The organism is Lacrimispora xylanolytica, assembly GCF_026723765.1.
Taxonomy (GTDB): Bacteria; Bacillota; Clostridia; order Lachnospirales; family Lachnospiraceae; genus Lacrimispora; species Lacrimispora xylanolytica.
This window is the reverse complement of record NZ_CP113524.1, coordinates 2205956-2229127: the sequence shown is the minus strand read 5'-3', so window position 1 is coordinate 2229127 and position 23172 is coordinate 2205956. Positions and strand designations below refer to the sequence as shown.

The following is a 23172-nucleotide window of genomic DNA, read 5'->3' as shown; positions in this document are numbered from 1 at the left end:
GAGAAAAGATTATTCCGTTTTCTTTTCAATCATGTTTCGTATGGATTCTCCTGTGGATTTTATGAAGTGGTAATCCTTTTTTGAGATGGAGCCATCATGAAGCGCCTCCTTTAATTCGCCTTCATTTAGAGTCAGAATCTTTCCTTCCAAGGTTTTTACTATTTCCAGAAAAAGAAGGGTAAAAGTAACCGTACTTCTATCACAACAGGTCAGGTCTCTGATGATATAATAATGCTCCCTTACCATATTCCCAAGGCTGTCAAAGACTGTTTTTTTATACCAGAACTCTCCTTGTGGAAAAAACAGTTCATATTCCTGACCAGATGTATTCCATCTGACGGGCGATGTCTCATGATCAAGCCGGAATACACTTTGGGTCTCTTCTCCTGGCACATGAGAGATGAGGCCTGTACGGCCCATTCTGCTGCCTTTCCATGTATTTAAAGCAAATCCTTGATAAAGGCCAGAATTTTCCTCATAGACCATTTTAAAATAATCACAGCCATCCATTCCACGAAAGGTTCTTTCTAATCTTTTATGAGCGCTTTTTAGAATATCATCAAGAAAGGGAAATAAATTATCTTCTGTGTTCTCTTTCGCAGAAACGTCCCCTATACCTGCAAACATGGGCAAGGGGATCGTATTTTCTTTATATAGAAAGGGATTCGTATTGCAGCTTAAAACTTCGACAACTGCACAGCGAACCGTCTCATAATCAGAGGATTCAAAATTTACTACAAACTTATCACCAGCCATACGGTATAAGTGCCCGCCCCTTTTTGTCAATGACTCGATTCGCTGGAGAGCTTTTAAAGCTGCGGCATCTCCGGCCTCTCTTCCAAAGCACGTTTTAATAAAACGGATGCCTATGATATCAAAGCAAGCTACTATGGAGGAATCTGTTTGCTTTAGCTCCCTAAAAAGAGGCCGAAGATCAAACCGCCTGCGAAATACCTTACAGGAATCATAGATAAACTCCTGCATTGGGAAAAATCTGTAGAACTGATGATTCTTACGGTAAGTCCCAGGAGTCTCATCCCATACCTTATAAAATGCTCTGGTGAATACTTCCTGAGAGCTATATCCATAATGATAAGCAACGGAGCCTACCGTCTCTTCGGTTTGTATCAGTCTACCGGCGGCCTCCGTTATTTTTCTTTTGTTCACGTAATCCATCATTCCGTATTGAAATACTTTTTGGAACAAGTATTTAAGATTAGATACAGAATAATTACATGCACTGGCAATGTCCTCCGGCGTAATTGGTTCGTATATATGATCTTCCACGTAACGGATAGCATCATTTAATATGTAAAAGCTATTCACTTTGCTCTCTTTCCCCTGTCCTTTTATAAAGTCTTCTTACAATTTCGTCTATCTCCGGCTTATTAATTGTGATATCTGTAACATCATAAGAATCTGATAATAAGCGCAACAGCAGATTAAACGAAACCATGCCAGAATCCACCTGATACGTATGACAGGCTGCTTCTTCCTTTACCATAAGGACGCCAGGTATGTTAAGAGGTTTATGATTGGAAGAAAAAGAGAGTTCCACGTAATAATGATCGGTTCCCTGAATCTTAAAATCATGTATCGTCTGGTCAAGCACCAGTTTTCCATGATCAATCATGATAATTCGATTGCAGATTTCCTCGATATCATCCATATCATGTGTTGTAAGGATCACTGTCGTCTTTTTCTCCTGATTCAGGCTTCGGATGAATTTACGTATTTTATCTTTTACTACCACATCAAGACCAATGGTCGGTTCATCTAAATATAGTATGGAGGGGTCATGAAGAAGAGCAACTGCCAGCTCGGCCCTCATTTTTTGTCCAAGACTTAATTGTCTTACGGGTTTTCTTAAAAATTGCTGCATTTCTAACAGCTCCACGAACATGTCTACATTTCTATGATAACTATTATTATGGATACGATACATTCTGCGGTATAGTTCAAAGGTATCTTCCATCGGCAGGTCCCAGTTCAGCTGAGACCTTTGTCCAAAAACAACACCAATATGACTGGCGTTCTTTTTGCGCTGCTCCCACGGAACAATTCCTCCGGTAATAACAGTGCCGGAGGAAGGCACCAGAATACCCGACAGCATTTTTATGGTAGTGGACTTCCCTGCTCCGTTTGGGCCTATGTACCCCACAAGCTCACCTTTTTCAATAGAGAAGGAAACATCATCTACTGCCATCTTATACTCATATTCCCGCTTAAATAAAGTATATAAAGCGTTTTTCAGTCCTTCCGGCCTTTGAAAGCTTTTAAATTCTCTTGATACATGACTAACTTCAATCAATGACATTGTATAACTTCCTTTCCCTTTAAAATCATCACGACCCGGTACTATGATAAGCTCTTAGTCCTCTCAGCAAAAAAAGGTATGCCCCCCAAAAAACCACAATTCCTACAATTGGTGTCAAGAACATAAAACAGGAAGCAAATCTTCCTTCTTCCTTGTTTAAGAAATACTGCACTGGATAGTAATTGATAAATGCATATGGCAATATAAACGTCAAAAGGGTCTGAACTCCAACGTTATAGATAGAGATTGGATATTTTAAAAATTCTGTAAAATTCTTATAGAACAACTGATAAAGTCCATCACTCTTATAGAGCCAAAAAGCAGGAACTGTAGTAATCATAAATCCAGCCATCTGTATCAGGGAAGCGCCTATGATATCCAAAACCAGCCAGACTGACCGGAAGCCGTCCAGGACTATTCCCAGCTTTCTTAAGCTAAAGATGATTATACCCAAAGCGATAATATAATTGCTGGTATATCCTGCGCTGATTTTAGTGGATACAAGATACACAAACGGATTAACAGGCTTTGTTAAGATACTGTCAAGTTCCCCCTGTCGAATCATGCCTGGCAGCTTACCGAAAGCTCCCATGCAAAAGGTGCCGGCTATGGAATAGGAAAGAACATCAAACGCGTAAAGCAACAGGATTTCATAAATACTCCAGCCTCCAATGGTCTGAAATTTTTGAAGGAGGACCATAAGCATAATGAAACCAGTGGACCAGCCAAGTATTTTTGACACCATTCTCATAAAATACTGTCCCCGGTACTCCAGCTGTGTTAAAAATGAAATTCTGGCAAATGCAATATATAAGCCAATCATGATATTTACCCTCCCTGAATTTCAAGTTTCTTTTTTATAAAACTCCACAGACATCGTTCTACCATATACAATACCAGGAGCCAGAACCCCTGCACGATAAGAGTCATTACTATTTCTCTTCCACTTTTCTGGCCTAACCATATGGTAATTGGTTCATGGACAATATAGCGAAACGGTAAAAACTCTCCTATGGTCCGAAGCCAGTCGGGATAAAACCACAACGGAATTTCTATTCCTGAAAATAACACGAATAGGGCGTAAGTAATCATATTGGTATATGTTCCATCTTTCATCCAGAACACCAGCAGACCAAACATATACTGTATGTAAAACATGATGACAATCCCACCCATCAGACATGGGATAAATGGCAGTATTACGCTGATACCATGAAATGGAAGCTCCCAGATCACCCATGATAAGAAAGCAATTAATACTCCTTCAAAGAAAAAATCAAACAAGTTCCCACCCATCTGGCGAAAGAAAAAGTACCATTTCAGGGAGATGGGGCGAATGAGGTCCACTGCGATCATTCCAGACCTGACACGATCTGCAAGGTCTCCTGCCACGCTGGATTTTGTCAGGAGAATAACCATAGTTGCCAAAACTGTATAAGCTGCCAGAGATTTAAAATCACTCTCAATGCCCTTTCCTGCCGTTAGAAGGGCTTTCCAAATACAAACCTTTATGTATATTCTTAAAAAATCCCCTATGATGTGAAATAACAGATTCCATTTGTATTGTATCTGCTGTTTAAAGCTGCATTGAATCAGCGTCATATACATCATTTTATCCCCCCTGTATGTAATAACAATTATCATATCATAAGTGATATAAAATTTCTTGATGATACGGACAAATTTTTATACAAAAACACCCTGCATATCACTTCAGGCATGAGCCTGACCGCAATATACAGGGTGAAATGTATCTACTCTAAAATTGAGTTCCTATTATTCGCTTAGATAAGCCTTTTTCACAGAATCATTATTCATAAGCTCTTTTGCATCTCCGCTTAATACAATGTCTCCTGTTTCCAACACGTAAGCTCTGTTTGCAATGGACAATGCCTTTTTCGCATTTTGCTCTACCAGCAATACAGTGGTACCTGATTTATTGATCTCCTGAATGATATCAAAAATCTCACTTACATAGAGAGGAGAAAGTCCCATGGATGGCTCATCAAGAACGATGACCTTAGGATGGCTCATGAGAGCACGTCCCATGGCTAACATCTGCTGTTCACCGCCGCTTAAGGTTCCAGCAGGCTGATTCTTTCTCTCTAAAAGCCTTGGAAAGCGCTTATAGATCATCTGAAGGGTTTCTTCTATTTCGTTCTTATCCCGTCTGGTGTAAGCACCCAGCTTTAAGTTTTCGTATACACTTAATGCTGCGAATACACGCCTTCCTTCCGGTACATGGGCCATACCCATTCCAACGATTTTATCTCCCCTGATACGGGTGATGTCATTGCCGTCAAATTGTATACTGCCGGAAGCTGACTTTAAAAGACCGGTTATGGTATGAAGAGTTGTGGTTTTTCCCGCACCATTGGCACCGATTAAAGCCACGATCTCTCCTTCGTTTACATCAAAGGAAATACCTTTCAGCGCTTTGATCACGCCATAGTATACTTCCAGATTTTTCACTTCAAGTATTGCCATGTCTTAAGCCTCCTTATTCGCCCAAATATGCCTTGATGACTTCAGGGTCATTTAATACATCTGCAGTGCCACCCTGGATAAGTACCTGACCGAAATTTAAAACAGTCAGCTTCTCGCAGATGCCGGAGACAAGCTTCATATCGTGTTCAATCAGCAGAATCGTCATATCAAAATTGTCACGCACAAACCGGATGGTGTCCATAAGCTCTTTGGTCTCATTGGGATTCATACCTGCCGCAGGTTCGTCAAGGAGTAACAGCTTGGGGCCAGTGGCAAGAGCCCTTGCAATCTCCAGCTTTCTCTGTTTACCGTAAGGCAGATTAGAGGCAAGAATGTCTTTTTCCTGATCTAAGTCAAATACCTTTAAAAGCTCAATTGCCTTTTCATCCATTTCCTTTTCCACTTTGTAATACTTTGGCAGTCGAAGGATGCCAGTTAATGTAGAATAAGAATGGCGGTTATGAAGTCCCGTCTTCACGTTATCCAGTACGGTCAATTCTTTAAACAAACGGATGTTCTGGAACGTTCTTGCGATTCCAGCATTATTGATCTCCATTGTTTTTTTGCCGGTAATGTTTTCCCCATCGAGAAGAATGGTACCTGCATTGGGTTTATATACACCTGTCAACAGATTAAATATGGTGGTTTTACCCGCACCATTGGGGCCGATCAGACCATATAACTGTCCTTTTTCTATGGTAATACTAAAATTATCTACGGCACGCAAGCCACCGAAGGAGATTCCAAGATTTTTGATTTCAAGCAAAGCCATGGTTACACCCTCTCTCTTTCTGTCCTGCTCTTATGAAAAATACGTTTTCTTAAGTCAATAAGCTTAGGACTCCAGTTGAAAATCATCATGAAAATCAGGATGATGGCGTAAATCAGCATACGATACGTATTTAAGCCTCTTAACAGTTCAGGGAGCAGAGTCAGTATCACTGCCGCGATCATAGAACCACGGATATTACCAATTCCTCCAAGAACCACGAATACCAGAATCATAATAGACTGGTTGTAGCCAAAATTCTTCTGTGTAGCCGTAAGCGAGGATAAATTGTGAGAATAAAGCACTCCTGCCACACCTGCTAAGGAAGCAGAGATAGTAAATGCCATAAGCTTATACTTTGTTATATTAATACCAATGGATTCAGCCGCAATCCGGTTATCACGCACTGACATGATTGCACGTCCGGATCTGGAATGGATTAAGTTCAGTACGATAAAAAGAGTGACCAGAATGAGGAGTACACCAATCAGGAACGTAGCGTTCTTTGGCGTTCCAGTGATTCCCTGGGCACCATTCAAAATCATCTTTCCATCTTTTTCCATATTAAGTGCCATCGCATTTTTCATGGAAAAATGTAAGCCATTGGAGTCCTTACCAATAAAAATAACGTTAACTACATTCTTGATAATCTCACCAAAAGCAAGAGTAACGATAGCCAGGTAGTCGCCACGAAGTCTTAACACCGGGATTCCAACAATAATTCCAGCCACTGCAGCTGAGGCTGCACCAATCAGGATGGCCAGAAAAAAGCGAAAGCCGGCATTTGGGATGGTCTCTAACATGGAAATAGAGAAAATGGCACTGGAGAATGCACCAACGCACATAAAACCAGCATGTCCAAGACTCAGCTCTCCGAGAATACCAACAGTCAGATTCAGGGATATAGCCAGTATGGTATAAATACACAGAGGTACTAAAAGCCCCTTCATAAGACTGCTTACCTGCCCAGCGTTTACAAGCATCTGGACAATGATAAAGGCAACGATCACTAATCCATAGGTGATGATATTGCTTTTTAATGTTTTACTCAGACGAAAATTAGTTCTATTACTTTTATCCATTTATCCCACCTATACTTTCTCGCTTATCTTCTTGCCTAAGATACCGGTTGGTTTCACAAGAAGAACAACAATTAAAACTCCAAATACGATGGCATCAGACAACTGGGATGAAATATAAGCCTTGCTTAAATTCTCAATGATACCCAGCAAAAGTCCGCCGATAAGTGCCCCCGGGATAGAACCGATTCCTCCAAATACCGCAGCTACGAATGCCTTAATTCCAGGCATGGAACCGGTATATGGAGTAAGGGTTGGGTATGCAGAACATAACAGTGCTCCTGCAATCGCTGCCAAAGCAGAACCAATGGCAAAGGTAAGAGCAACGGTACCATCTACGTTAATACCCATTAACTGGGCAGCTCCCTTATCTTCTGACACTGCCAACATCGCCTGTCCTGCTTTTGTCTTTTTAATAAAAGTAGTCAGGCAGATCATTATAATGACACAGCTGATAATGGTAACTATGGTTTCGCCGGAAATCGTTAATTTTCCGCCTGCTAATTTAAGCGCAGGAATTGTTACTACGGAAGTAAAAGACTTGGGATTGGATCCGAAAACAAGCAGTGCGATGTTTTGAAGCAGGTAGCTCACACCGATTGCTGTAATCAGAACTGCAAGAGGACTTGCCATACGCAAAGGGCGGTAAGCGACGCCCTCAATGACCACGCCTAAAACAGTACATAAGATAACCGCAAGGAGTACGCCTGCAACAGGACCTAAGCCCATTGTGCTGACGACTGTGAACACCACGTATCCTCCAATCATAATTACATCGCCATGAGCAAAGTTAAGCATCTTGGCAATGCCATATACCATGGTATATCCTAAAGCAATAATCGCATAGACACTGCCCAGGCTTAAACCATTAATAAAATAGGATATGAAACTCATCATACCAACGCACCTCATTCGTTGTTTATTTTAAAATAAGAGGGTCGTCCCTTGGACGACCCTCCATTGGGTCATTTACCAAATGATATTTGTTTCCAAATTACATTGCGTTATAAACACCATTTACAATCTTAACAGCCTTAGGAGCTTTATCAGGCTCACCGTCAGCAGTCCATTTCATGTTCTCTCCGGTTAAACCGTTGATTGTGATTTCAGTCATGGCTTTCTTTAATCCATCACAGATGGCAGAAGCGTCCATATCAGCTGTCACGCCTGCTTTTTCAGAAGCAGCCTTGATTGCATAAATTGCATCATAGGCATCGGCAGCAAACTGGTTTGGTGTTTCTTTGTATTTCTCCTTGTAGGAAGCTACAAACTTCTGAGTTAACTCATCCTTAGCGTCAGCTGCGAATGGTGTCAGAAGCATTACATTCTCTGCAAGAGTTTTGTCGAAATTCTCTACAGTTAAAAGACCGTCAAGACCGTCACATCCAAAGAATGATGTTTCAAAGCCCATCTGCTTTGCCTGTGCAAGGATCAAAGCTGCCTGAGAATAGTAAATTGGAAGGAATACCAGCTCAGCACCGGAATCCTGTGCCTTCTGAAGCTGTACGGAGAAGTTAGTGTTGTTATCAGCAGTAAAAGCTTCATCTGCTACGATCTCAAGTCCCTGGTTTCCTGCTTCGGAAATGAACTTATCATGAATACCAGTGGAATAAACATCAGAGCTGTCATAGATAACTGCTACTTTGGTTGCCAGCTTGTTTTCACCGATGTACTGCGCTGAAGCGGAACCTTGGTTTGGGTCTGAGAAGCATACACGGAACTGATTCTCGAACTTTGTACAATCCACAGCAGATCCGGATGGAGTTAACTGGAACATATTGTCATTGCTTGACTCTGCGCCTACAGCGATACAAGGAGCAGATGTAACAGTTCCCATTAATACCTGCATTCCCCAGTCTTTTAAGGTATTGTAAGCATTTACAGCTTTCTCTGTATCTCCCTCATCATCCTGGAAATTATACTCGATCTGAGCGCCGCCGATACCACCGTTTGCATTAATCTCGTTAATTGCAAGTTCAGCACCGTTCATAACAGCCTGTCCATAAATTGCAGTGCTCCCTGTAATCGGTCCGATGCCACCAATCTTAATGGTGCCTTCGCCAGATGCTTTTGGTGCTTCTGTCTTTGCGCCATCTGATGTTTTAGTATCTGCACCAGTAGTACCTGAACCAGAAGATTGTCCACCACAAGCAGTCAATGAGGCGGCCATGGCAACAGCCATAGTAACGCTCAATAACTTCTTCATAGATTTTTTCATAATCCATTCCTCCTCATGAAATGATTTGATATATACAGTTCCTCTGACTATATATACATAGTCTTTATAATAAAATGGCTTTAAAAAAATGTCAACTGCTTTTATTTTAAATATAAAAAAAATCAGTATCCATTAATCTTCCCACGGGAGGTCGGAACTTTCGATTGTCTTATCACGAAGCATAAGATCTTTCACCGCATCAGAAGCAGATTTATTGTTAAATAAAACTTCATTTACCTGTTCCACAATAGGCATGGAAACTTCGTATTTTTCAGAGAGAGCAAGCGCAGCTTTGGCAGAGTAAATACCTTCTACCACCATCTTGACTTCCTTTGTTGCCTCTTCCATGGTTTTTCCCTGACCGATTAAAATACCGGCTCTTCTGTTTCTGCTGTGCATGCTGGCACAGGTAACAATCAGGTCACCGATGCCGGAAAGTCCGCAGAAGGTCTGGAACTTACCGCCCATGGAAGTGCCAAGTCTGGAGATCTCAGTAATGCCTCTTGTAATGAGAGCTGCTTTCGTATTATCTCCATAGCCAAGTCCGTCAGCGATTCCGGCTGCAAGTGCAATGACATTTTTTAAAGAACCGCCTATTTCTATTCCATGGATATCCGGGCTTGTATAGACCCGGAACACTTCATGCATAAAAATTCCCTGAATGTATTCTGCTGTCTTTCTGGTACGGGCACCTGCCACACAAGTGGTTGGTAATCCTCTGCTCACCTCTTCGGCATGGCTTGGGCCAGATAAGACTGCCACATCTGCCATGGGAAGCTCTTCTTCCAATATTTCTGAAAGGGTCATAAGCGTGGATTCTTCAATGCCTTTTGCAACATTGACAACTACCTGGCCATACCGACAGTACGGATTCATCTTTTTTGCTGTGGAACGGACATAAATAGAAGGAACCGCAGTAACCAGAATGTCCCGTCCAGTCATGGCTTCTTCAAGGTCTTCTGTAAAGGCCATATCCTCTGGAAGTACCAGCTCTGGAAGAGTATGATGTCTCCTCGTCGTTTTCATCTCAACAATCTCTTCTGGAAGTGCCGACCAAACCGTCACCTCATGCTTATTATTATATAGAAGAGATGCCAAAGCAATACCCCAGCTTCCCGATCCGATTATTCCAATTTTTGCCATTTCCTACACCTCATTTTATTTTTTTCCAAAGTTTAGGGAGATTTTATTCTCTGTACCACGGACAAGACGTCCAATATTTGCCCGATGACGCCAAAACGCCAATCCGCTGATCAAAGCTGTTATTATGTAGAACTCGAAAAGCAGCCCCTGATCAATTCCATAAGCACCTAAAGTGGCAAAAGCAGCCAGCCAGGTAAACAGTATGACCGCCACTACAAGAGAGCCTAAGGAAACGTATCTGGTAATGATTACGATAGACAAAAAGGCTACGAAGCATAAAAGCGTCATACGTAAATCGGTAGCTACAATTAAGCCAGCGGTAGCCGCAATGCCCTTTCCCCCTTTAAATTTCAAATAAAAGGGATAGTTATGGCCCAAAATAACTCCTAAGCCTGTATACATCATCAGTAAATACACCATCTCTGGTTTGTCTTTAAAGATCACCCGGACCAGGAGGCAGGGGAGCAGGGATTTTAAGAAATCTCCAAAAAACACCACTGCTCCTGCCTTTGCCCCCATGACCCGTAAGGCATTGGTAGTACCGGAGTTTCCACTTCCATGGTTACGGATATCAATCTTATGTGCTTTACCGTAAAGATAACCGGTCTGTATTAAACCAAATAAATAACCAGCCAAAAGACAGATAATTCTTTCCATACTATTGATCCTTTCCGCTTCTTTCTCTATAAATAATTTTAAGGGATGTTCCTTTAAAACCAAAGGATTCCCGAATCCTATTTTCAATATATCTTGTATAAGAGAAATGGGTCAGTTCCTTGTCATTGACAAAGATTACAAAGGTCGGCGGCTTAACAGCAACCTGGGTGATATAATATAGTCTAAGTCTCTTTCCTTTGTCAGACGGCGGCTGCTGAAGAGCTACTGCCTCAGTCATAATTTCATTTAACACGCCTGTAGCGACCCTGAGAGTCTGGTTCTCACGAACCATATCAATCAGTTCAAAAAGTTTATTCATTCTCTGCCCTGTCTTTGCAGAGATAAAAGCGAATTCTGCATAAGGCATAAAGGAAAGGGTGTTTTTAATATTGTTGGTATATTCGTAAATGGTCTTGTCATGTTTTTCAATGGCATCCCATTTATTCACAGCCACAATAATACCTTTTCCCCGGTCATGGGCAATGCCTGCAATCTTGGCATCCTGCTCGGTAACGCCTTCCTCCGCATCAATTACCACGACCACCACGTCAGCACGCTCTACGGCCGTTACGGTACGGATAATGCTATAACGTTCCAGTTCCTCTTTAATCTTGCTCTTACGTCTTAGGCCGGCTGTATCAATAAACACATATTCTGTTCCATTGTGAACGATTTCCGTATCCACAGCATCTCTGGTGGTACCGGCAATATTGGAAACAATAACACGGTTTTCTCCCAGAAGCTGATTTATAATAGAAGATTTACCTACGTTAGGTTTCCCAACGATAGCAATTCTTGGACGGTCATCCTCATCCTCGCCCTCTTCTGCCTCACCAAAATGCTTGATGATTTCATCTAAAAGCTCACCCAGACCAAGTCTTGAGGCTGCGGATACTGGAACCGGATCACCCATTCCCAGATTGTAGAATTCATAGACATCATTGCCGAACTTCTGGAAGCTGTCTACCTTATTAACTGCAAGAATCACTGGTTTTTTTGATTTTCTAAGCATGTCTGCAACCTTTGAGTCGGAATCCACAAGACCCTGGCGTACATCCACAATAAATACAATTACATCAGCAGTAGCAATGGCAATCTCCGCCTGTTCCCGCATCTGGGACAGAATGATATCCTTGCTGTCCGGTTCAATACCGCCGGTATCGATCAGGGTGAAATTTCGGTCCAGCCAGCTACAGTCCGCATAGATTCTGTCTCTGGTGACCCCTGGCGTATCTTTTACAATAGAAATGGTATCGCCAGCTAAAACATTAAACAGCGTAGACTTCCCTACATTCGGTCGGCCTACGATGGCAACGATTGGTTTACTCATATAATATCTCCTTTAATTCGTATCCGTCATAAGAAGCTTCGTTCTCTTTTACCGGCCCCAAAACAGCCTGTACTAAATCCTGACCGCTTGATTTTACAATATCTACCTGTACTTGTAAAGCTTTTTGTACATCGGTCCGTGTCAGGTCATCGAGAAATACTTCTTCTCCGCTGCGGAACATACATTCCGGAAGCAGAAGTCTGCTTCCAAGGTTTTTATCCTTTAATTGACTGATTAAGTCCTGGCCGGTAATCAGACCTGCCACTGTAATCTGCTCTCCGAAAAAAACATTGGTAATGGTGTATACATGAACCTTTCTTCCTGGAAATTTCTCCATGATTTTTTTTGCATGATCTTCTATATACGGGGCAGCCAGTTTTCCTGTGGCAATAGCAACCTCTTCTTCCATATTATCCTGTTCCAGCTTATTTAAGGCTTCTGTGACCTCTTCCTCCAAAAGCCTGGTCATTCCCACACCATTTTCCAGCTGAACGTAACCGTCGTATCGTTCTTCTTCCGGCATGGAACGTCCCGCCAAAATATAAAACTCATCACTGACATGGATAAAGTGGCTGCCGTGAGCTTTAAAAAGCTTCTTTTGCCACTTCTCTACGGTATCGATTACCTTACTTGCATCATGGCTGTTTAATGGTTCCAAGGGATATAAGCCGTCACGGAATTTGGATACACCAACAGGGACGATGGATACGCTCTTCATATGGGGAAGGTACTCTGATAAGTCCTTAATCGTCCTCTCAAGCTCTTCTCCGTCATTGACTCCTTTACATAGAACAATCTGCCCATTCATTGGAATCTCGGCATCGTAAAGCTGCTTGATTTTTGAAAGAGCTTCTCCTGCAAAACGGTTGTGAAGCATCTTGCAGCGTAAAACAGGATTGGTGGTATGAACCGATATATTAATAGGAGCCAGTTTAAACTCAATAATTCTGTTGATATCCTTCTCGCTCATATTGGTAAGGGTCACATAATTTCCCTGAAGAAATGACAGTCTGGAATCGTCATCCTTAAAGTATAGTGTTTCTCTCATACCAGGAGGCATTTGATCAATAAAACAGAAAATACAGTTATTTCGGCAAGTTCGATATTCACTCATCAAGCCATTTTCAAATGTGATTCCAAGATCCTCATATTGATTTTCTATTTCAAGTTCCCATTCTTCCCCGTTTTCTTTTCTGACAACCATAAGAATGGATTCATTATTTATATAATATTCATAGTCAAAAATGTCTTCCAGTTCCTTGCCGTCTATTGAAATCACGGCATCTCCAGGAACTAATTCCAGCTGATCTGCGATGGAATCCGGATCGACTTTTTTAATAATATGTCCTCTTTTGCTCATATTTGTTTCCCTTTCTAGTGCTATACTAATATATCATAACAAGATTGTCTCTCTTTGTAAAGGAAGCGTTTTTTGTTTTTTTCACTAAAATACAACAATTCCTATTGACGCATTCTGTCTATCAATGGTATAAAAGGGGTAAGATAAGAAACAGGCAGATAAAAAGCTGGCTGTTCATTCATTATGGAGGAATTCTTTATCATGGCAAATGATTATGTATTTAAAGACCAACTGCCTGTTGCGCCCTTAAAACTTGCGGCACTGGAAAGCTGCCGGGAACTGGCTGAAAAAGTAAACGACCACATTGTAGGTTTCCGCAGAAACGACATCGAAGAATTAAAGCGTCGTGAGGCTGATCTTCACTACCGCGGATACGATGTAAATTCCTATCTTCTTGACTGCGAATGTCCACGCTTTGGAAGCGGAGAAGCGAAAGGAATTATCAAAGAATCTGTTCGTGGAACGGATGTTTTTGCTATGGTAGATGTAACAAATTATAGTATACCCTATACAGTCAATGGTTATATCAACCACATGTCACCAGATGATCATTTTCAGGATTTAAAGCGAATTCTGGGAGCATCCTGCGCAACAGCACACAGAGTCAGCGTAATCATGCCCTTCCTTTATGAGAGCCGCCAGCACAAAAGAACCAAAAGAGAATCTTTAGACTGTGCCATGGCTTTGGAAGAACTTGTACACATGGGAGTCAGCAATATTATCACCTTTGATGCTCATGATCCAAGAGTTCAAAACGCGATTCCATTAAGCGGATTTGACAATTTCATGCCTACGTATCAGTTTATCAAGGCAGTATTAAAGCAGTATCCGGATCTTAAGATTGACAAAGAGAACATGATGGTTATAAGCCCTGATGAAGGTGCTATGGATCGTGCCGTTTATCTTGCCAACAACTTAAGTGTTGATATGGGTATGTTCTATAAGAGAAGAGATTACTCTAAAGTAGTAGGCGGACGTAACCCGATTGTTGCTCATGAATTCTTAGGTGCTTCCGTAGAAGGAAAAACCGTGCTGATCGTTGATGATATGATTTCATCCGGTGAAAGTATGCTGGATACAGCAAAAGAGTTAAAAGAGCGTAAAGCAGATAAAGTCATCGTTTGCTGTACCTTTGGACTCTTTACCAATGGCCTGGAAAAGTTTGATGATTACTACAGCAAGGGCTATATCGACCGGGTTGTGACCACCAACTTAAACTATCGTCCGGCTGAGCTGTTAGACCGTGAATGGTATGTGGAAGCTGATATCAGTAAGTATATGGCTGCGATTGTCAACTCCTTAAATCACGATGTTCCAATCAGCACAGCTTTAAGCTCCACTGAAAAAATTCAGAATCTGTTGAAAAAATATAAAGCATAGCTTAATTTAAAACCGGCTGCAACACTGGACGAGGATATCCTGCCAGCGCTGCAGCCAGTTTTTTGTTTTGTTGGCCTTTATATACTTATTCACTCTGACAGAGAAAGGAATGCAGCCAAATTGCCCCTATCATTGCCTGTAGTCCGGTGAGAAAACAAATAATCTGAGTTACAATGAGTGCAGATGTCTGTAACTCCCAAATGTTCTCTCCTGATTCCAGCTTCCAAAAGTATAATTTCGTTGGCTTTCCACAGATCCAGCCAGTATTTGCCGTTATCTTTCGGGGTGTATAGATCTTCCCAGTATTTCTGGTCAAATCCCTTTTGAAACTCAAGGATCACTTCTTCTCCCACTTCGTAGCAGTCTTTACAAATACTGGGACCGATGCATGCGATAGCATCCTCTGGTCTGGTACCAAAGGCTTCCCCCATCCTTTTTACCGTCACTTCCCCCATTCTTTTTACGGTCCCTCTCCAGCCTGAGTGGCTTAAACCGATTGCCTTGTGAACCGGGTCTAAGAAGTATAAGGGTACACAGTCCGCATAAAAGGTAACAAGGGTAATTCCTTTAACATTGGTGATTAACCCGTCCACATCCGTGTATTCTCTTTCTTTGAAAATGCCTTTCCCAGCGTCAGCTTCCGTTACAAGCCTTACATTGGTGGTATGGGTCTGATAGGATAACACCATCTTTTCCACATCAACGGAAAGAGCCTTAGCCATCCGTCTGTAGTTTTCAGTCACATGCTCTGGATTATCACCTCTGGTATAGGTGAAATTCATGGTCGCGTACTTGCCTTCACTGACCCCTCCCATTTTCGTGGAAAATCCCTGTTTTACAAGACCTGTGTCTTCCAGTATGGGGAATGAAAAGTAAGGAACCCCTTCTGAGACCTTATAACTTAAATAGCTTCCTTCTCCTGCACGTTTCCACATAGCTTTCATCTATTTTCCTCCATTAAAATGCATCTTTAATGAGACGGATCTCCTCGCCTAATATGGTTACCACATCAAATCTGCAGGATGTGTCCTCTCCGTAGCGGTTAAAATACAAGTAGCCTCTGGCAGCGTTTCTGATTCGCAGCTGCTTTCTTCCATCAACCGCTTCCGCCGGATCACCCTTTGAAAGATTCTTCCGGTATTTCACTTCAATGAATACCAGCTGGCTCCCTTCCTTTGCTATGAGATCAATTTCTCCCATTTTATTTTTATAATTATGTATCAGTATATCATAGCCGGTTTTTTGAAGATAGGCGGCTGCGACTGCTTCATATTCAGTTCCGATTTCTCTGTTACTTTTCAATGGACTATGGCCTCTCCCTAATCTGTAAAGTTTTTAATGAAACTGCGGCGGTGAATGGGGCAGGGACCATATTCTTTCAGTGCACTGATATGAGCCGCAGTGCCATACCCTTTGTGCTTTGCAAAGCCATATTGAGGGAATAAGGTATCATACTCTTCCATCATATGATCTCTTGTCACCTTTGCTAAGACACTGGCGGCTGCTATGGATACGCTCTTTGCATCTCCTTTTATAATGGGAACCTGTTCCATGGTTAGGCCCGGAATGGTAACAGCATCATTTAGAAGCACCTGAGGCTGAGTTCCAAGCTTACTGACTGCCAGCCTCATAGCTTCATAGGTCGCCTGTAAAATATTGATTTCATCAACCTTTTCTGCACCAATGACTCCAACGGCGTAAGCCACGGCCTTTTCTTTGATTTCCAAAAACAGAGCTTCTCTCTTCTTTTCTGAGAGCTTCTTGGAATCGTTTAAGTATAGGATCTGACAATCTCTTGGCAGTATTACAGCTCCTGCCACAACAGGACCTGCGAGAGGGCCTCTGCCTACTTCATCAATGCCACAAACCAGCACATGGTCTTCGTATGCATATTCATACTCTTTCATCTTCTCTAAGCGTTCCTGTTCCGCTAAGAGTTTTTCTTCTGTTAATTTTCTCATTCTCTTTGCTCCGCCTTTTTAATGGAAAAACAGGGCCGCCCAAAAAGAGCCGCCCGCATTTTACTCTGCTGTTTTTATAGGAAATTCCAAGGTCATGCGTCCAAGCTTTCCGTTTCTATAATCGTCAATCAATATATTGGAGGCTTTGATCAAGTCGTATTCCCCACCCTTTTGAAGGCAGGCTCTGGCTTTCGCCACCTCTTTCAGTATCTGATACTCATCTTCTGTTTCTATTCCAAACCGTTCCTTAAGAACATTGGGATAATCCCGTTTTAAGAAACGGATCAGTTCTATGGCAAGTTCGTCTTTATTTAAGATCTGGTCATTAATTGATCCAATAAGAGCAAGACGGATTCCCACCTGCTGATCCTCAAACCTTGGCCATAAGATTCCAGGAGTATCAAGAAGCTCCAGACTCTTATTCAAACGGATCCACTGGTTGCCTTTGGTGACTCCCGGTTTATTCCCTGTTTTTGCACAAGCTTTTCCTGCAAAGGAATTGATAAAGGTAGATTTACCTACGTTGGGAATTCCTACAACCATGGCACGTACCGGCCGGTTTAAAATTCCCCTTCTTCGGTCTCTTTCTATCTTTTCCTTACAAGCTTCCTGAACCACACCATTAATCTGCTTAAGACCTGAGCCGCTCTTTGAGTTGACCTTAACCACATGAAAACCCTGAGCCTCAAAATATTCTGTCCATGCATTGTTATAGCGTTCATCTGCAAGATCTGACTTATTAAGCAGAACCATACGTGCCTTTCCAGCTCCCAAATCATCGATATCCGGATTTCTGCTGCTTAGGGGAACCCTCGCGTCCACAAGCTCAATAATCAGATCGATTAATTTGATGTCTTCTTTCATAGCCCTTTTGGCTTTGGTCATATGACCTGGATACCATTGTATATTCATAACATTCCTCTATTTCGAACGAATTAATTCCATCTTTACCAACGGCAGCATACGAAACCAGACCTTACCCTGAATCTGACTGCTGCTTACATTACCGATATTAGCAAATCGGCTGTCCTCACTGCTGTCTCTGTTATCTCCCAGCAGAAAGTATTCTTCTTCTCCCAGCTTTACTGGTTTTTCCGCCAGTCCAGCTAAAGATACCCGGCCAAGACCTGCCGGTTGTTTTAATTTCTCACCATCAATGTAGATCTCTTCATTTTTAATCTGCACGGTTTCACCCGGCAATCCTATGACTCGTTTTACATTCATCTTGCGGTCTTCTCTTTGAAACACCACCACATCAAATCTGCCGGGATGTCCAAAATCATAAGCAAGACGGTCCATCAACACCACATCATCTGAAGAAAGAAGGGGATACATGGAATGCCCTGCAATTACAATCTGTGTTCCCAAAGAATAAACCAGAAACCATGCAAACGCGATTACTACAACAATATCAACAATCCAGTTGATTACATGACGGAGCTTATTATTGTCATCACTGTGATAAAATTCCATACCAAACACCCCATCTACTAAAGAAAGGGACAATTTGCATTGTCCCCCTCGCCTGTTCCGGAATTATTTAACTAATTCTTTAACCTTAGCAGCTTTACCGATTCTGTCTCTTAAGTAGTTCAGTTTAGCTCTTCTTACTTTACCCTTTCTTACAACTTCAATGTTGTCTACAGAAGGGGAATGTAATGGCCAGGTCTTCTCAACGCCGATACCGTTAGAATTCTTTCTTACGGTAAATGTTTCTCTGGCGCCGCCGTTCTGTCTCTTAATAACGGTTCCTTCGAAAATCTGGATTCTTTCACGGCTTCCCTCTTTGATCTTGTTAAATACTTTAACAGTATCTCCAACGTGGAAAACCGGTACGGTCTGCTTTAACTGTGCTGCTTCGATATTCTTAATAATTTCGTTCATTGTGTGAACCTCCTTGATTTTTATTTGATGTTCTTAATACTTCATACGAAAAATCCGTAACAGAGGAACATCTCCTTTTCATCACAACATTTTGTATTTTATCATAAAGGACTAGGGATTGCAAGTCCTTTCTTTCTTAAATTATACCCGGTTTTCCCGCTCATTTTCAAGGTTTTTCAAATATTCTGCTTCTTTTTTTGAGAGGACTGCCCCCTCCAAAAGATCAGGTCTGCGCTCTAAGGTCCGCTTGATGGATTGTTCTCTTCTCCAGGCATCAATATTCTTATGGTGACCGGACAAAAGAACCTCTGGAACCTTTAAGCCCTTATACTCTTCCGGGCGGGTATACTGGGGATACTCTAACAGGTTATCGTGAAAGGATTCAAATTCTGCTGAGGTATCGTTATTTAATACTCCAGGAATCAGGCGGGAGATACAATCAATCATAACCATGGCAGGCAGCTCCCCACCAGTGAGCACGTAGTCTCCAATGGACAAATAATCCGTAGCAATCAGTTCCAGAGCTCTTTCATCGATGCCTTCATAATGGCCGCATAGAAAAACAAGATCCTCTTCCTTCGCCAGCTCTTGTGCAATCTTCTGGTTAAAAACTTTCCCCTGGGGAGTCATATAGATGACGCGGGGTTTTTTACCGATTTTTTCGCACAGATCATCATAAGCGTCACAGATGGGCATGGGCTGCATGACCATTCCTGCTCCGCCGCCGTAAGGGTAATCATCCACATGGCGATGCTTGTCCGTAGAATATTCCCGGATATCAATGGCCTCTATGGAAAGCAGCCCTTTTTCAGCTGCTCTGCCGATGATGCTGGTATGAAGTCCATTTAAGACCATTTCCGGAAACAGGGTCAATATATGATAATTCATTTGCTTTACTCCTCTGCTTTAATCCAGAAGGCCGTCCATGATGTGGACCGTAATAATTCCTTCTTCTAAATCCACCCCAAGAACACATTCCTTGATTGCAGGAAGCAGGACGTCTTTCCCTTCCCCGGTTCTTACTTCATAGACATCATTGGCTCCTGTTTTTATCACATCAGTCAAAGTACCAAATTCTGCTCCATCCTCAGTAACCACGCGCAGTCCAATGAGATCAATGATAAAATTCTCATCCGGACCAAGTTTTACCGCCTGGTCTCTCCATATCAGCAGATCTTTGCCCTTATATTTTTCGATTTCATCAATGGAATCAAACCCTTTGAATTTAAGGATGACCATATTCTTAAAAAACTTAACACCCTGTATTTCCAGATCCATGTGTTCCCGTCCTGTATCTAACATTACCTTTTTTAAGGATTTAAAACGGGCGGGGTCATCTGTGGTTGGAAAAACCTTTACTTCTCCCTTTACTCCGTGGGTAGAAGAAATTACACCGACTCTCAACAAATTTTCCATCTGTCTCTCCAAATCATACAAAAGAAACCGGATATAGCTACCCGGCTCATTTCAAGAAATTAAAATGCTTCTTTAAAAGAACAAAAGAAGACCGTCTTCCCGACAGGTCGGCGGTCTTTTATGATTACTGTATTTCTACAGTAACCTTTTTGTCTTCTTTGGAAGCTGCTGCTTTTATGACAGAACGAATCGCTTTTGCAATTCTACCCTGTTTGCCAATAACCTTACCCATATCGGAAGGTGCAACCGTAAGCTCAAGGACAATTTCATCATCCTTTACAGTCTCAGTAACAGCAACCTGATCAGGATTATCAACCAGTGCTCTTGCAATTACTTCTACTAATTCTTTCATATGCTTCACCTCTCACTACTGGATACCGGCGATCTTTAAAAGCTTGCTTACAACTTCTGTTGGCTGAGCACCTGTTGCCAACCACTTTTTAGCGTTCTCTTCGTCAAACTTGATTACGCTTGGTTCTGTGGTAGGATCATAGTAACCAATTTCTTCGATAAATCTACCATCTCTGGGAGATCTGGAATCTGCAACTACAATTCTATAAAAAGGAGCCTTTTTCTGACCCATTCTTTTTAATCTCATCTTTACTGCCATTTTGAAATTCACCTCCTTAAATCTATATTTTAAAGCTATATATAGCGAACGCAGGAATCTGCCTTGCTAACTTCTAAGTAATATTAAAACGGTAATTTCAGTTTACCAAGTAATCCGCCTCCATGACGCTTGCCGCCGCCCATCATTCCCGGAAGCTGCTTCATCATCTTCTTCATCTGGTCAAACTGTTTGACGATTCGGTTTACCTCACTGATATCCACTCCGGCACCCTTTGCCACTCGCTGCTTTCTGGAAGCATTCTTCATGAGTTCAGGGGTGGTCCGTTCCTTGGTCGTCATGGAAAGAATAATCGCTTCCACGCGGTCCATGGCTTTTTCGTCAAAATCAACGTCTTTTAATTGTCCCATACCAGGCATCATGCTCATAATACTGGCCATGCCGCCCATATTCTTGATCTGGCTCATCTGATCTAAAAAGTCGTTGTAATCAAACTCTGCTTTCCGGATCTTCTGGGACAACTCTTTTGCCTTTTCTTCATCCACCTGGCTTTCTGCCTTTTCAATGAGAGAAAGAATATCTCCCATACCAAGGATTCTTGACGCCATACGGTCGGGGTAAAACTGTTCCAAATCCGAAAGCTTCTCTCCCATACCTACATAAAGCACCGGCTTACCGGTTACGGCACGGATGGAAAGGGCTGCTCCGCCTCTGGTATCACCATCAAGCTTAGTGACAATAACACCATCAATCCCAATCTTATCATTGAACATTCCAGCAACATTCACTGCGTCCTGTCCAGTCATGGCATCGACCACAAGAATCGTCTGATCTACCTCAATGGCCTCTTTGATTTCAATCAGCTCATTCATCATGTCTTCATCAATATGAAGACGTCCAGCCGTATCAAGAATTACTACATTCTGGTCATTCTTGGATGCTGATGCAATGGCTGCTTTAGCGATATCAACAGGCTTATGGTTTTCACCCATGGAGAATACCGGCACACCCTGCTTTTCTCCGTTGATCTGCAGCTGCTTAATCGCAGCCGGACGATATACGTCACAAGCAACGAGAACAGGTTTTCTGCCTTTTGCCTTTAGCTTACCGGCAATTTTAGCAGTTGTCGTGGTTTTACCGGCACCCTGAAGACCAGCCATTAAAATTACGGTCATATCACTGGCCGGCTTTAACTGGATCTCCGTGGTTTCAGAACCCATTAAGTTGATCAATTCTTCGTTTACAATCTTTATTACCATCTGTCCCGGAGTCAGACTGTTCTGGACATCTTGTCCAATGGCCCGCTCCTGCACAGCGCTGATAAACTGTTTTACAACCTTAAAGCTTACGTCGGCTTCGAGTAAAGCCATCTTAACCTCTTTAAGGGCTGTTTTTACGTCGGCTTCAGACAAACGTCCTTTGCCTCTTAAATTTTTAAATACATTTTGTAATTTATCGGATAAGCTCTCAAAAGCCATCTAACGCCCTCCTAATGAGCTTCCAGCTCAATGATTTCGCCCGATATCTCTTTGATGCGATGGATCAGTTCCATGTCTCTTTTCTCAGAGAATTCTTTGGTCAGGCTCTGGATTTCTCTTGCCAGTTTTTTTGTGCGTTCAAACTTATCTACCAGATGAAGCTTTTCTTCGTAACCTTCCAGAATCTTATTGCACCGCTTAATGAGGTCATGTACCCCCTGGCGGCTGATTCCCTGTTCTTCTGCAATCTCACTTAAAGACAGATCATAAAATACCACATCTTCATAGATATGTCTTTGATGCTCCGTCAAAAGCGCTCCATAGAAATCATACAGAAGTCCCTGTCTTGCAATCTTTTCCATATCATCACCTGTGATATCATACAATAATTTTCGGCAAGTGTCAAGTGTTTTTTCTTTACACCCTGTCATCAGGCACAACGATAATTTACTGCCGAAGAGGAGATGCCAAAAATTTCTTTATAATATAGTAAAGCTTCTCACTGTGGACGATATAGCTTCCATGGCCTTCCCTGGGAAGTATCCTCAAAAAACTGTGACGGATCTTTTTCGCAAGATACCGGGTATGGGATTCTTTTATCATATCCCATTGCCCGGCAAGAATCATAGTTGGTACGGAAATTTTCCCAAGCTCTTTTGCTGTGATCCGGGGCTCTGTCTGAATCATGCGCCTCCTGTGATCAAAGGTCAGCTTTTCTGTCAATGCAAACAGCTTAAGCCACAAGCGTTTCATTCCCCGGGGATCTGAATTGGCTCCGCATAGGATCAGCTTTTTAAAAAGGCCGGGATACCGGATTCCAAGTAAAAGCCCCACAATTCCTCCGTCACTGTAGCCGCAAAAATATGGATTTTTAAGATTCAGCTTCCTGGCAAACTCCGCCACATCCGCTGCCATCTCCTCATAACCAAGTGTTTCCACCCGGCTGCTTTTTCCATGGCACCTTGAATCTAAAAGATAGACGGTATAATCCTGACTTAGCTTATTGGCTGTTTCCCGAAAGATACGATGATCCTGAGCATTGCCATGAACCAGTACAATGGCTGGCCCCCTTCCTGAAACCTCATAATACAGTGTGACTTCGTTTACATCAATATACACAGACAA

At 42.2% G+C, this 23172-nt stretch carries 27 protein-coding genes; 1 reads left to right on the top strand and 26 read right to left on the bottom strand.

The genetic code is table 11. The features are described from left to right. Nucleotides 1-9: 9 nt before the first annotated feature. From OW255_RS10535 to OW255_RS10475, 13 genes are all read right to left on the bottom strand, one after another. Complete coding sequence (locus OW255_RS10535; RefSeq protein WP_268116552.1) at nt 10-1326, bottom strand: helix-turn-helix domain-containing protein; 1317 nt, start codon at nt 1324-1326, stop codon at nt 10-12. After that, nucleotides 1319-2317: an ABC transporter ATP-binding protein gene (locus tag OW255_RS10530; protein ID WP_268116551.1), complete on the bottom strand. Its 999-nt coding sequence runs from the start codon at nt 2315-2317 to the stop codon at nt 1319-1321. Before OW255_RS10530 ends, OW255_RS10535 begins: the two co-directional genes overlap by 8 nt. A 28-nt stretch (nt 2318-2345) precedes the next feature. Then, nucleotides 2346-3140: an ABC transporter permease gene (locus OW255_RS10525; protein WP_024835956.1), complete on the bottom strand. Its 795-nt coding sequence runs from the start codon at nt 3138-3140 to the stop codon at nt 2346-2348. A gap of 5 nt (nt 3141-3145) precedes the next feature. Continuing rightward, complete coding sequence (locus OW255_RS10520) at nt 3146-3928, bottom strand: ABC transporter permease (protein WP_268116550.1); 783 nt, start codon at nt 3926-3928, stop codon at nt 3146-3148. A 165-nt stretch (nt 3929-4093) separates the two neighbouring features. Further along, a complete protein-coding gene (locus OW255_RS10515) occupies nt 4094-4804 on the bottom strand; it encodes an ABC transporter ATP-binding protein (protein ID WP_024835958.1) in 711 nt (236 codons plus the stop codon). Nucleotides 4805-4817: 13 nt separating this feature from the next. Next, on the bottom strand, nt 4818-5576 hold the full coding sequence (locus OW255_RS10510) for an ABC transporter ATP-binding protein (protein WP_024835959.1): 759 nt from the start codon (nt 5574-5576) through the stop codon (nt 4818-4820). Nucleotides 5577-5578: 2 nt separating this feature from the next. Next, a complete protein-coding gene (locus tag OW255_RS10505; RefSeq protein ID WP_268116549.1) occupies nt 5579-6655 on the bottom strand; it encodes a branched-chain amino acid ABC transporter permease in 1077 nt (358 codons plus the stop codon). A 9-nt stretch (nt 6656-6664) separates the two neighbouring features. Continuing rightward, on the bottom strand, nt 6665-7546 hold the full coding sequence (locus OW255_RS10500) for a branched-chain amino acid ABC transporter permease (RefSeq protein ID WP_024835961.1): 882 nt from the start codon (nt 7544-7546) through the stop codon (nt 6665-6667). Nucleotides 7547-7646: 100 nt separating this feature from the next. Further along, a complete protein-coding gene (locus tag OW255_RS10495; RefSeq protein WP_024835962.1) occupies nt 7647-8870 on the bottom strand; it encodes an ABC transporter substrate-binding protein in 1224 nt (407 codons plus the stop codon). A gap of 132 nt (nt 8871-9002) precedes the next feature. Next, nucleotides 9003-10013, bottom strand: coding sequence for an NAD(P)H-dependent glycerol-3-phosphate dehydrogenase (locus OW255_RS10490; protein ID WP_024835963.1), 1011 nt, complete (start codon nt 10011-10013; stop codon nt 9003-9005). Nucleotides 10014-10028: 15 nt separating this feature from the next. Further along, nucleotides 10029-10670, bottom strand: coding sequence for a glycerol-3-phosphate 1-O-acyltransferase PlsY (gene plsY / locus OW255_RS10485; RefSeq protein ID WP_024835964.1), 642 nt, complete (start codon nt 10668-10670; stop codon nt 10029-10031). A 1-nt stretch (nt 10671) separates the two neighbouring features. Next, nucleotides 10672-12000, bottom strand: coding sequence for a ribosome biogenesis GTPase Der (gene der, locus OW255_RS10480; RefSeq protein ID WP_024835965.1), 1329 nt, complete (start codon nt 11998-12000; stop codon nt 10672-10674). Beyond that, entirely contained in the window at nt 11993-13360 is a 1368-nt protein-coding gene (locus OW255_RS10475; RefSeq protein WP_268116548.1) for a DUF512 domain-containing protein, read from the bottom strand. The genes der and OW255_RS10475 overlap by 8 nt, the downstream gene beginning before the upstream one ends. Nucleotides 13361-13561: 201 nt before the next feature. Here OW255_RS10475 and OW255_RS10470 point away from each other — a divergent pair, with 201 nt between their 5' ends. After that, nucleotides 13562-14740 carry a ribose-phosphate pyrophosphokinase gene (locus OW255_RS10470; protein ID WP_024835967.1) on the top strand — a complete coding sequence of 393 codons (1179 nt, stop codon included), beginning with the start codon at nt 13562-13564 and terminating at the stop codon, nt 14738-14740. A gap of 89 nt (nt 14741-14829) precedes the next feature. Here OW255_RS10470 and pgeF read toward each other — a convergent pair whose 3' ends face one another. From pgeF to OW255_RS10405, 13 genes are all read right to left on the bottom strand, one after another. Further along, nucleotides 14830-15684 carry a peptidoglycan editing factor PgeF gene (gene pgeF, locus OW255_RS10465; RefSeq protein ID WP_268116547.1) on the bottom strand — a complete coding sequence of 285 codons (855 nt, stop codon included), beginning with the start codon at nt 15682-15684 and terminating at the stop codon, nt 14830-14832. 13 nt (nt 15685-15697) lie between these two features. After that, nucleotides 15698-16042 (bottom strand): YraN family protein, encoded by a 345-nt coding sequence (locus OW255_RS10460; protein ID WP_268116546.1) that lies wholly within the window; start codon nt 16040-16042, stop codon nt 15698-15700. 17 nt (nt 16043-16059) lie between these two features. Continuing rightward, complete coding sequence (locus OW255_RS10455) at nt 16060-16701, bottom strand: ribonuclease HII (protein ID WP_024835970.1); 642 nt, start codon at nt 16699-16701, stop codon at nt 16060-16062. Between the two features lie 60 nt (nt 16702-16761). After that, nucleotides 16762-17613 carry a ribosome biogenesis GTPase YlqF gene (ylqF, locus tag OW255_RS10450; protein WP_024835971.1) on the bottom strand — a complete coding sequence of 284 codons (852 nt, stop codon included), beginning with the start codon at nt 17611-17613 and terminating at the stop codon, nt 16762-16764. 9 nt (nt 17614-17622) lie between these two features. Then, nucleotides 17623-18174, bottom strand: a complete 552-nt coding sequence (gene lepB, locus OW255_RS10445; RefSeq protein ID WP_024835972.1) for a signal peptidase I — start codon at nt 18172-18174, stop codon at nt 17623-17625. Nucleotides 18175-18237: 63 nt separating this feature from the next. After that, the gene (rplS, locus tag OW255_RS10440; protein WP_024835973.1) at nt 18238-18585 is read right to left on the bottom strand and encodes a 50S ribosomal protein L19; all 348 of its coding nucleotides are present in this window, start codon (nt 18583-18585) and stop codon (nt 18238-18240) included. Nucleotides 18586-18726: 141 nt separating this feature from the next. Then, nucleotides 18727-19473 carry a tRNA (guanosine(37)-N1)-methyltransferase TrmD gene (trmD, locus tag OW255_RS10435; protein WP_268116545.1) on the bottom strand — a complete coding sequence of 249 codons (747 nt, stop codon included), beginning with the start codon at nt 19471-19473 and terminating at the stop codon, nt 18727-18729. Nucleotides 19474-19491: 18 nt separating this feature from the next. Then, complete coding sequence (rimM, locus tag OW255_RS10430; RefSeq protein ID WP_268116544.1) at nt 19492-20001, bottom strand: ribosome maturation factor RimM; 510 nt, start codon at nt 19999-20001, stop codon at nt 19492-19494. Nucleotides 20002-20125: 124 nt separating this feature from the next. Further along, the gene (locus tag OW255_RS10425) at nt 20126-20353 is read right to left on the bottom strand and encodes a KH domain-containing protein (RefSeq protein ID WP_024835976.1); all 228 of its coding nucleotides are present in this window, start codon (nt 20351-20353) and stop codon (nt 20126-20128) included. Between the two features lie 15 nt (nt 20354-20368). Next, nucleotides 20369-20611, bottom strand: coding sequence for a 30S ribosomal protein S16 (gene rpsP, locus OW255_RS10420; protein ID WP_024835977.1), 243 nt, complete (start codon nt 20609-20611; stop codon nt 20369-20371). Nucleotides 20612-20694: 83 nt separating this feature from the next. After that, entirely contained in the window at nt 20695-22047 is a 1353-nt protein-coding gene (gene ffh, locus OW255_RS10415) for a signal recognition particle protein (protein ID WP_268116543.1), read from the bottom strand. Nucleotides 22048-22058: 11 nt separating this feature from the next. Continuing rightward, on the bottom strand, nt 22059-22409 hold the full coding sequence (ylxM, locus tag OW255_RS10410; protein WP_024835979.1) for a YlxM family DNA-binding protein: 351 nt from the start codon (nt 22407-22409) through the stop codon (nt 22059-22061). An 85-nt stretch (nt 22410-22494) separates the two neighbouring features. Further along, complete coding sequence (locus OW255_RS10405) at nt 22495-23166, bottom strand: alpha/beta fold hydrolase (protein WP_268116542.1); 672 nt, start codon at nt 23164-23166, stop codon at nt 22495-22497. Nucleotides 23167-23172 lie beyond the last annotated feature (6 nt).

Bases quoted from the DNA above. Each gene is read 5' to 3' on its own strand.
- OW255_RS10530 (WP_268116551.1), bottom strand. From the start codon at position 2,317: ATGTCATTGATTGAAGTTAGTCATGTATCAAGAGAATTTAAAAGCTTT.
- OW255_RS10525 (WP_024835956.1), bottom strand. From the start codon at position 3,140: ATGATTGGCTTATATATTGCATTTGCCAGAATTTCATTTTTAACACAG.
- OW255_RS10520 (WP_268116550.1), bottom strand. From the start codon at position 3,928: ATGATGTATATGACGCTGATTCAATGCAGCTTTAAACAGCAGATACAA.
- OW255_RS10515 (WP_024835958.1), bottom strand. From the start codon at position 4,804: ATGGCAATACTTGAAGTGAAAAATCTGGAAGTATACTATGGCGTGATC.
- OW255_RS10510 (WP_024835959.1), bottom strand. From the start codon at position 5,576: ATGGCTTTGCTTGAAATCAAAAATCTTGGAATCTCCTTCGGTGGCTTG.
- OW255_RS10505 (WP_268116549.1), bottom strand. From the start codon at position 6,655: ATGGATAAAAGTAATAGAACTAATTTTCGTCTGAGTAAAACATTAAAA.
- OW255_RS10500 (WP_024835961.1), bottom strand. From the start codon at position 7,546: ATGAGTTTCATATCCTATTTTATTAATGGTTTAAGCCTGGGCAGTGTC.
- OW255_RS10495 (WP_024835962.1), bottom strand. From the start codon at position 8,870: ATGAAAAAATCTATGAAGAAGTTATTGAGCGTTACTATGGCTGTTGCC.
- OW255_RS10490 (WP_024835963.1), bottom strand. From the start codon at position 10,013: ATGGCAAAAATTGGAATAATCGGATCGGGAAGCTGGGGTATTGCTTTG.
- plsY (WP_024835964.1), bottom strand. From the start codon at position 10,670: ATGGAAAGAATTATCTGTCTTTTGGCTGGTTATTTATTTGGTTTAATA.
- der (WP_024835965.1), bottom strand. From the start codon at position 12,000: ATGAGTAAACCAATCGTTGCCATCGTAGGCCGACCGAATGTAGGGAAG.
- OW255_RS10475 (WP_268116548.1), bottom strand. From the start codon at position 13,360: ATGAGCAAAAGAGGACATATTATTAAAAAAGTCGATCCGGATTCCATC.
- OW255_RS10470 (WP_024835967.1), top strand. From the start codon at position 13,562: ATGGCAAATGATTATGTATTTAAAGACCAACTGCCTGTTGCGCCCTTA.
- pgeF (WP_268116547.1), bottom strand. From the start codon at position 15,684: ATGAAAGCTATGTGGAAACGTGCAGGAGAAGGAAGCTATTTAAGTTAT.
- OW255_RS10455 (WP_024835970.1), bottom strand. From the start codon at position 16,701: ATGAGAAAATTAACAGAAGAAAAACTCTTAGCGGAACAGGAACGCTTA.
- ylqF (WP_024835971.1), bottom strand. From the start codon at position 17,613: ATGAATATACAATGGTATCCAGGTCATATGACCAAAGCCAAAAGGGCT.
- lepB (WP_024835972.1), bottom strand. From the start codon at position 18,174: ATGGAATTTTATCACAGTGATGACAATAATAAGCTCCGTCATGTAATC.
- rplS (WP_024835973.1), bottom strand. From the start codon at position 18,585: ATGAACGAAATTATTAAGAATATCGAAGCAGCACAGTTAAAGCAGACC.
- trmD (WP_268116545.1), bottom strand. From the start codon at position 19,473: ATGAATTATCATATATTGACCCTGTTTCCGGAAATGGTCTTAAATGGA.
- rimM (WP_268116544.1), bottom strand. From the start codon at position 20,001: ATGGAAAATTTGTTGAGAGTCGGTGTAATTTCTTCTACCCACGGAGTA.
- OW255_RS10425 (WP_024835976.1), bottom strand. From the start codon at position 20,353: ATGAAAGAATTAGTAGAAGTAATTGCAAGAGCACTGGTTGATAATCCT.
- rpsP (WP_024835977.1), bottom strand. From the start codon at position 20,611: ATGGCAGTAAAGATGAGATTAAAAAGAATGGGTCAGAAAAAGGCTCCT.
- ffh (WP_268116543.1), bottom strand. From the start codon at position 22,047: ATGGCTTTTGAGAGCTTATCCGATAAATTACAAAATGTATTTAAAAAT.
- ylxM (WP_024835979.1), bottom strand. From the start codon at position 22,409: ATGGAAAAGATTGCAAGACAGGGACTTCTGTATGATTTCTATGGAGCG.